Genomic DNA, 6,242 nt, shown 5'->3' with positions numbered 1-6,242 from the left:
GAAGGACTGGCCCAGCCCCAACCCCCGGTCGATCTGCCCCCAGTAGCTGTCCTCCGGAATCCAGACATCGGTGAAGCTGACGCGGGGATGGTCCGTGGGCATGTTGAAGGTCCACAGATACTCCTCGATCTTCACGCCGGGGGTGTCGGCCGGGACGATGAAGCAGGTGATGCCGGTGGCGTCGCCGTCCTTGCCGCTGGTGCGGGCGAAGACCATCACGTGGGTCGCCACGTGCATGCCGGTCGTCCACATCTTTTCGCCCTGGATCAGCCAGCCGGGCTGGCCGTCCTTGTCCTGGCGCACCGCGGTAGTGTCCATCCAGGTGGCGTCGGAGCCATGCTCCGGCTCGGTGAGGCCGAACCCCGTGCGCATCTTGCCGGCCAGCAGGTTCTCGCCGTCGCGCTCGTACTGGGCGTTGGTGGCGAACTCCTTGAACATCAGGATGAAGGGGTTGTTGCCGACGATGGAGTGCTCGTTCTGCAGGTCGTTGTGCAGGCCCAGGCCCTTGGCGGCCAGGTGCTCGCGGATCACCGCCATGTCGAGGTTGGAGCCGCCCTTGCCCCCCAGCTCCTGAGGCCAGGCGTAGCGCAGGTGCCCGGCCTCGTCGGCCAGCTTGCGGGCCTGGCCCAGCAGGTCTTCCCATTCCTTCTTCGGCAGGCCGCCGGCGTCCCAGTCGGTGCGCTCATATTCCCGGCGGTGGTCGAAGTAGCGCATGTTGTCGTCGCGCTGCTCCAGAGGCTTGATCTTGGCCTCGATGAAGCTGTCCAGCTGCGCCAGATAGGCGACGAGTTCGGGGGGCAGGTTGAAGTCCATGGCGTTTCCCTTCGGCCTGTTTTTGGAACCGGCAGCCGTTCATTTTGACGATTTACAAGCCGACGCTGAGAGCCGCAGATCGTCAAGCCTGAGTCAGCTTGAGGTTCCGCAACGTCATGGAAGTCGATATTCCACAAGCGCTTGCGCGCCTGGCGCCGACCCTCGGGGGGACGGGCGTCGAGGCCGTCCAACGTCTGTCGGGCGGGGCGAGCATGGAGACCTGGGCCTTCACCCTGACCGGGGCGGGCGGCCCTCGCGAGATGATCCTGCGCCGGCGTCCTGGCCCCTTCGACGAGGAGACCGCGCGGTCGACCTCTCTGGCCACCGAGGCCGCCTTGATCCGCGCCGCCGCCAAGGTCGGCGCCCCGGTCGCGCCGCTGATCCGGCTGTGTGAGCCGGACGATGGCCTCGGGGAGGCGCACATCACCGCCCGGGTGGAGGGCGAGGCCCTGGGCCGCAAAATCGTCACCGATCCGAGGTTCGAGGCGGTGCGGCCCAGGCTCGCCAGACAGTGCGGCCAGATCCTGGCCCAGATCCATTCGGCCTCGCCGGACGCCATCCCGCTGAAGCGCTCGGACGCGGCGGAGGAACTTGACCGCTACGAGGACGTCTACCGGCAGTCGGGCGCCCAGCGGCCGATCCTGGAGCTGGCCTTTCAGCACCTGAAGAAGCACACGCCGCCGGCAGTCGCCGACGTGCTGCTGCACGGCGATTTCCGAAACGGCAACCTGATGATCAGCCCTGACACCGGTGTCGCGGCGGTCCTGGACTGGGAGCTCTCCCACCTGGGGGACCCGGCCGAGGACCTGGGCTGGCTGTGCGTCAATTCCTGGCGCTTCGGGCGCAGCGACCGGCCGGTGGGCGGGTTCGGGGACTACGGCGACCTGCTGGCGGGCTACGGCGAGGCCGGCGGGGCGCCGGTGGACCTCAGCCGCCTCCGCTACTGGCAGGCCCTCGGGTCGCTGAAGTGGGGCGTCATGTGCCTGATGATGTATTCCAGCTACGCCGCCGGGGCCGAGAGTTCGGTGGAGCGGCCGATGATCGGCCGCCGGGTCTCGGAGACCGAGATCGATCTCGCCAATCTGCTGGAGGCCGGCCTGTGATCACCCATCCGCGCACCGAGGAACTGGTGGAGGCCGTGGCCCGCTGGATCGACGCCCTCCGCCCGGAGCTGAAACCCCGCGACGCCTTCCTGGCCCGGGTGGCGGTCAATGTGCTGGGTGTCGTGCAGCGCGAGCTGATGCTTGGCCCCGCCGCCGAGGCCGACGCTGTGGCGCGGATGTCGGGCCTGCTGGGCCATACGGGCAGCTATGAGGACCTCACCGCTGAACTCTGCGCCAGACTGCAGGCCGGGGAGATGGACGCCGGCACCCCCGGTCTGCTGGCCGCTCTCCGCGCCAATGCGCAGGACCAGGTGGCCATCGACCAGCCCAACTATGCGTCGGCCCGATGACCCGCGACGACGCCCTCGCGCTCGACCGCGCCGACCCCCTGGCGGCGCGCCGGGACCTCTTCGAGCTGGAAGAGGGACTGATCTATCTCGATGGCAACTCCCTGGGCGCCCTGCCCAAGGCGGTGAAGGGCAGGCTGGCCGAGGCCGTCGAGGCCGAGTGGGGTCGGGGCCTGATCCGGTCCTGGAACAGCGCCGGCTGGATCGACCTGCCGAGCCACGTGGGGGCGAAGATCGCTGCTCTGATCGGCGCGGCGCCTGACGAGGTGATCGCGGCCGACTCCACCTCGGTGAACCTCTTCAAGCTGGCGGCGGGCGCCCTGGCGATGCGGCCCGGCCGCAAGGTCATCCTCAGCGAGCCAGGCAACTTCCCCACAGACCTCTACATCCTCCAGGGCCTGGCGCAGTTGCTGCCCGGCGTAGAACTGCGGCTGGTGGAGCCAGGCGGCTTCCCCGACGCCCTGGACGACAGCGTCGCCCTGCTGCTGCTGACCCACGCCCACTACAAGACCGGCGAACTGCACGACATGAAAGCGCTGACCACGTGGGCCCATGAGGTCGGCGCGCTCGCCCTCTGGGACCTCAGCCACAGCGCCGGCGCCCTGGAGGTGGACCTGAACGGGGCGGGCGCGGACCTGGCCGTCGGCTGCGGCTACAAGTACCTGAACGGCGGCCCCGGCGCCCCGGCCTTCGCCTTCGTGGCCAGGCGGCATCAGGCGGATTTCCAGAGCCCGCTCACCGGCTGGATGGGCCACGCCCAGCCCTTCGCCTTCCGCGACGACTACGCGCCGGGGGCCGGCATGCTGCGGACCCTCTGCGGCACGCCCTCGGTCCTGGGCCTGACCGCCCTGGATGCGGCGCTCACCGCCTTCGACGGGGTGGAGATGGCGGCCCTGCGCGCCAAGTCCCGCGCCCTGGGCGACCTGTTCCTGGACCTGGCGGCGGAACGCTGCCCGGAGTTCGGCGTCGCCTGTCCCCGCGACTCCGCAAGACGCGGCAGCCAGGTCTCGCTCACCCATCCCAACGGCTACCCCATCGTCCAGGCTCTGATCGCCCGGGGCGTGGTTGGCGACTTCCGCGCCCCCGACGTCCTGCGGTTCGGCTTGGCCCCGCTCTATGTGCGATATGTCGATGTCTGGGACGCCGTCGACCACCTCGTCCAGGTGATGGCGGGCGAGGAATGGCGGGAGCCCCGCTTCAACCAGGTGGCGGCGGTGACATGAGCGAAATCCACACCCGGCCCGACATCAGCTACGCCGACTACCTGGCGCTCGACCAGATCCTCAGCGCCCAGCGGCCGCGGTCGGACGAACACGACGAGTTGCTGTTCATCATCATCCACCAGGCCTCGGAGCTGTGGCTGAAGCTGTCGATCCACGAGCTGGCCGCCGCGCGCCAGCAGATCGCCGAGGATGACCTCGGCCCGGCCTTCAAGATGATCGCCCGCGTCAGCCGCATCCAGGGCCAGCTGATCCAGTCCTGGGACGTGCTCGCCACCATGACGCCCAGCGAATACCACGCCATCCGCCCGCACCTGGGCCAGAGCTCCGGCTTCCAGTCGCACCAGTACCGGATGCTGGAGTTCCTGATGGGGGCCAAGGACGCCTCCATGCTGGCGGTCCATGAGGGGACGCCGGCCCACGCCGACCTCGCCGCGGCCCTGGCCGCCCCGAGCCTCTATGACGAGTGCGTGCGGCTGCTGAAACGGCGCGGCTTCGACCTGCCCGCCGAGCGCGACTGGAGCCAGGTCCACGTCGCCGACCCGGCCATCGTCGCGGCCTGGGCCACGGTCTACCGCGACCCCGAACAGTACTGGGACCTCTACGAACTGGCCGAGAAGCTGGTGGACCTGGAGTTCCGCTTCCAGCAATGGCGCTTCGCCCACCTGAAGACCGTGGAGCGGATCATTGGCTTCAAGCCCGGCACCGGCGGCTCGTCCGGCGCCAGCTACCTGGCCAAGGCCCTGGACGGCTCCTTCTTCCCGGAACTGTTCCAGGTGCGGACGGGGCTGTGAGCCCGTTCAGCTTCGAGGTCGAGGTCATCCAATGGCGCGGCCCGTCGCCCTTCTTCTTCGCCCCGCTCCCGGCCCCGGAGGCCGAGGAGATCCGGCGTATCGCCAAGCTGGTGACCTACGGCTGGGGCATGATCCCGGTGGAGGTGGAGATCAACGACGTGGTCTTCACCACGGCGATGTTCGCCAGGGACGGCACCTACTACCTGCCGCTGAAGGACGCGGTGCGGAAGAAGGCCAATGTCACGGCGGGGGACCGGATCCCGGTCGAGATGACTGTGCAACCGGCGCAACGATAGGAGCGGACGCCTTGGCCGAACGGCGGAAGTTCGACGTGGCGAGCTACGTGGCCTCGGTGCAGAGCCGGCCCTGCTTCATCTGCGGGCTGGTCTCGGGCGACCCGGAGTTCGCCCATCATGTCGTCTATGAGGACGATGTCTCCATCGCCTTCCTCAACAAATTCCCGCCCTTGCCGGGCTACGTTCTGGTCTGTCCTAAGGCGCACCTGGAGCAGGTGACGGGGGATTTCAGCCGCGACGACTACCTTCGGCTTCAGGCCTTGGTCCACGACGTCGGCGAGGCCCTGCGCGTGGTGCTGGAGGTGGAGCGGGTCTACATCCTGTCCTTGGGCAGCCAGCAGGCCAATCGGCACGTCCACTGGCATGTCGCCGCCCTGCCGCCCGGCGTGCCGCTGGACGAGCAGCAGTTCGCGGCCCTGGATGTGGAGCGGGCTGGGTTCCTGGCGATGGAGCCTGAGGAGATGGCGGACCTGGCGGCGCGGATCGGCGCGGCGATTCAGGACAGCCGGTCGCGGAAGTCGGCGTAGGCGAATTCCCTCACCAGGCGCAGGGCGTCGGTGTCGCTGTTCCACAGGGCTATGGCCGGCAGGGGCACGCCGTTGAAGGTGTTGGTCTTGACCATCGAATAGTGGGCCTGGTCGAGGAAGGCGATGCGGTCGCCGGGCCGAGGCGCCTGTGCGAACACGTAGTCGCCGATGATGTCGCCGGCCAGGCAGGAGGGGCCGCCGAGGCGGGTGGCGACACCGGTGTCGGCCTCGCCCAGCATGGCCGGGCGGTAGGGCGCCTCGATGACGTCGGGCATATGGCAGGTGGCCGAGATGTCGGTGATGGCGACGGGCAGGGCGTTTTCGAAGGTGTCGAGGACCTCGCCCACCAGGATGCCGGTATCCAGCGCGATGGCTTCGCCGGGCTCCAGATAGACCTCGACGCCGTAGCGCTCGTGAACCTGGCGCAGGAAGGCGGTCAGGGCCGGGACGTCGTAATCCGCGCGGGTGATGTGATGGCCGCCACCGAGGTTGAGCCACTTCAGCCTGGGCAGCAGGGTCTCGAGCCTGGGCTCCAGAGACTTCCAGATGCGGTGCAGGGGTTCGAAGCCCTGCTCGCACAGGGCGTGGATGTGCAGGCCGTCGACACCGTCCAGATGCTCGGGGCGCAGCTGGGACACGGGGAAACCGAGCCGCGATCCGGTCTGGCAGGGGTCGTACTTGGCGACCTCGGCTTCGCTGTGCTCGGGGTTCAGCCGCAGGCCGATCTCGAACACCTCGCCCTGCGCGCGGGCCTCGGCGATCTGGGCTGCGAACCGCGCGATCTGATCCGGAGAGTTGAAGATCACCGTGTCCGACAGGTGCAGGATCTCGGGCAGGTCGGCGGCCTTGTAGGCCGGCGAATAGGTGGTCAGCTCGCCGCGGTAGTGCTCGCGGGCCAGCCTTGCCTCCCACAGGCCCGAGGCGCAGACGCCGTCCAGGTATTCCCCCACCACCTCGGCCAGGGCCCACATGGAGAAGGCCTTCAGCGCCAGCAGCACCTTGGCGTTCCCCTGCCGGCCCACGTCCTTCAGGGTGGCCAGGTTGCGCCGCACGGCGGCCTCGTCCACCACGAAACAGGGGGAGGGCACGCGGGCCAGGTCGAACCGGACGAAGGCGCCGGGACCGCCGGCCTGGGTCTCCAT

General features: G+C 69.0%; 8 protein-coding genes. 6 read left to right on the top strand and 2 right to left on the bottom strand.

All coding sequences use genetic code 11. The features are described 5' to 3' along the window. Nucleotides 1–813 (bottom strand): acyl-CoA dehydrogenase family protein (locus tag RMO97_RS19280; protein WP_310542624.1); only part of this gene is annotated, 813 nt, incomplete at its 3' end. Between the two features lie 116 nt (nucleotides 814–929). Here RMO97_RS19280 and RMO97_RS19275 point away from each other — a divergent pair. Genes RMO97_RS19275 through RMO97_RS19250 form a run of 6 tightly spaced genes read left to right on the top strand, consistent with a single transcriptional unit; the run spans nucleotide 930 to nucleotide 5,100 of the window. Then, nucleotides 930–1,916: a phosphotransferase family protein gene (locus RMO97_RS19275; protein ID WP_310542623.1), complete on the top strand. Its 987-nt coding sequence runs from the start codon at nucleotides 930–932 to the stop codon at nucleotides 1,914–1,916. Further along, nucleotides 1,913–2,266 carry a DUF6285 domain-containing protein gene (locus tag RMO97_RS19270; protein WP_310542622.1) on the top strand — a complete coding sequence of 118 codons (354 nt, stop codon included), beginning with the start codon at nucleotides 1,913–1,915 and terminating at the stop codon, nucleotides 2,264–2,266. The genes RMO97_RS19275 and RMO97_RS19270 overlap by 4 nt, the downstream gene beginning before the upstream one ends. Then, on the top strand, nucleotides 2,263–3,486 hold the full coding sequence (kynU, locus tag RMO97_RS19265) for a kynureninase (protein ID WP_310542621.1): 1,224 nt from the start codon (nucleotides 2,263–2,265) through the stop codon (nucleotides 3,484–3,486). Before RMO97_RS19270 ends, kynU begins: the two co-directional genes overlap by 4 nt. Further along, a complete protein-coding gene (locus tag RMO97_RS19260) occupies nucleotides 3,483–4,277 on the top strand; it encodes a tryptophan 2,3-dioxygenase family protein (protein ID WP_310542620.1) in 795 nt (264 codons plus the stop codon). Before kynU ends, RMO97_RS19260 begins: the two co-directional genes overlap by 4 nt. Beyond that, nucleotides 4,274–4,573, top strand: a complete 300-nt coding sequence (locus RMO97_RS19255; RefSeq protein WP_310542619.1) for a DUF1905 domain-containing protein — start codon at nucleotides 4,274–4,276, stop codon at nucleotides 4,571–4,573. The genes RMO97_RS19260 and RMO97_RS19255 overlap by 4 nt, the downstream gene beginning before the upstream one ends. Nucleotides 4,574–4,584: 11 nt before the next feature. Then, the gene (locus RMO97_RS19250; RefSeq protein WP_310542618.1) at nucleotides 4,585–5,100 is read left to right on the top strand and encodes an HIT family protein; all 516 of its coding nucleotides are present in this window, start codon (nucleotides 4,585–4,587) and stop codon (nucleotides 5,098–5,100) included. Here the strand turns inward: RMO97_RS19250 and nspC are convergent. Continuing rightward, nucleotides 5,070–6,242 carry a carboxynorspermidine decarboxylase gene (gene nspC / locus RMO97_RS19245; protein ID WP_310542617.1) on the bottom strand — a complete coding sequence of 391 codons (1,173 nt, stop codon included), beginning with the start codon at nucleotides 6,240–6,242 and terminating at the stop codon, nucleotides 5,070–5,072. The two genes, RMO97_RS19250 and nspC, sit on opposite strands and share 31 nt — an antisense overlap.

The organism is Phenylobacterium sp., assembly GCF_031425575.1.
Taxonomy (GTDB): domain Bacteria; phylum Pseudomonadota; class Alphaproteobacteria; order Caulobacterales; family Caulobacteraceae; genus Phenylobacterium.
This window is presented reverse-complemented; position numbering and strand designations above follow the sequence as displayed.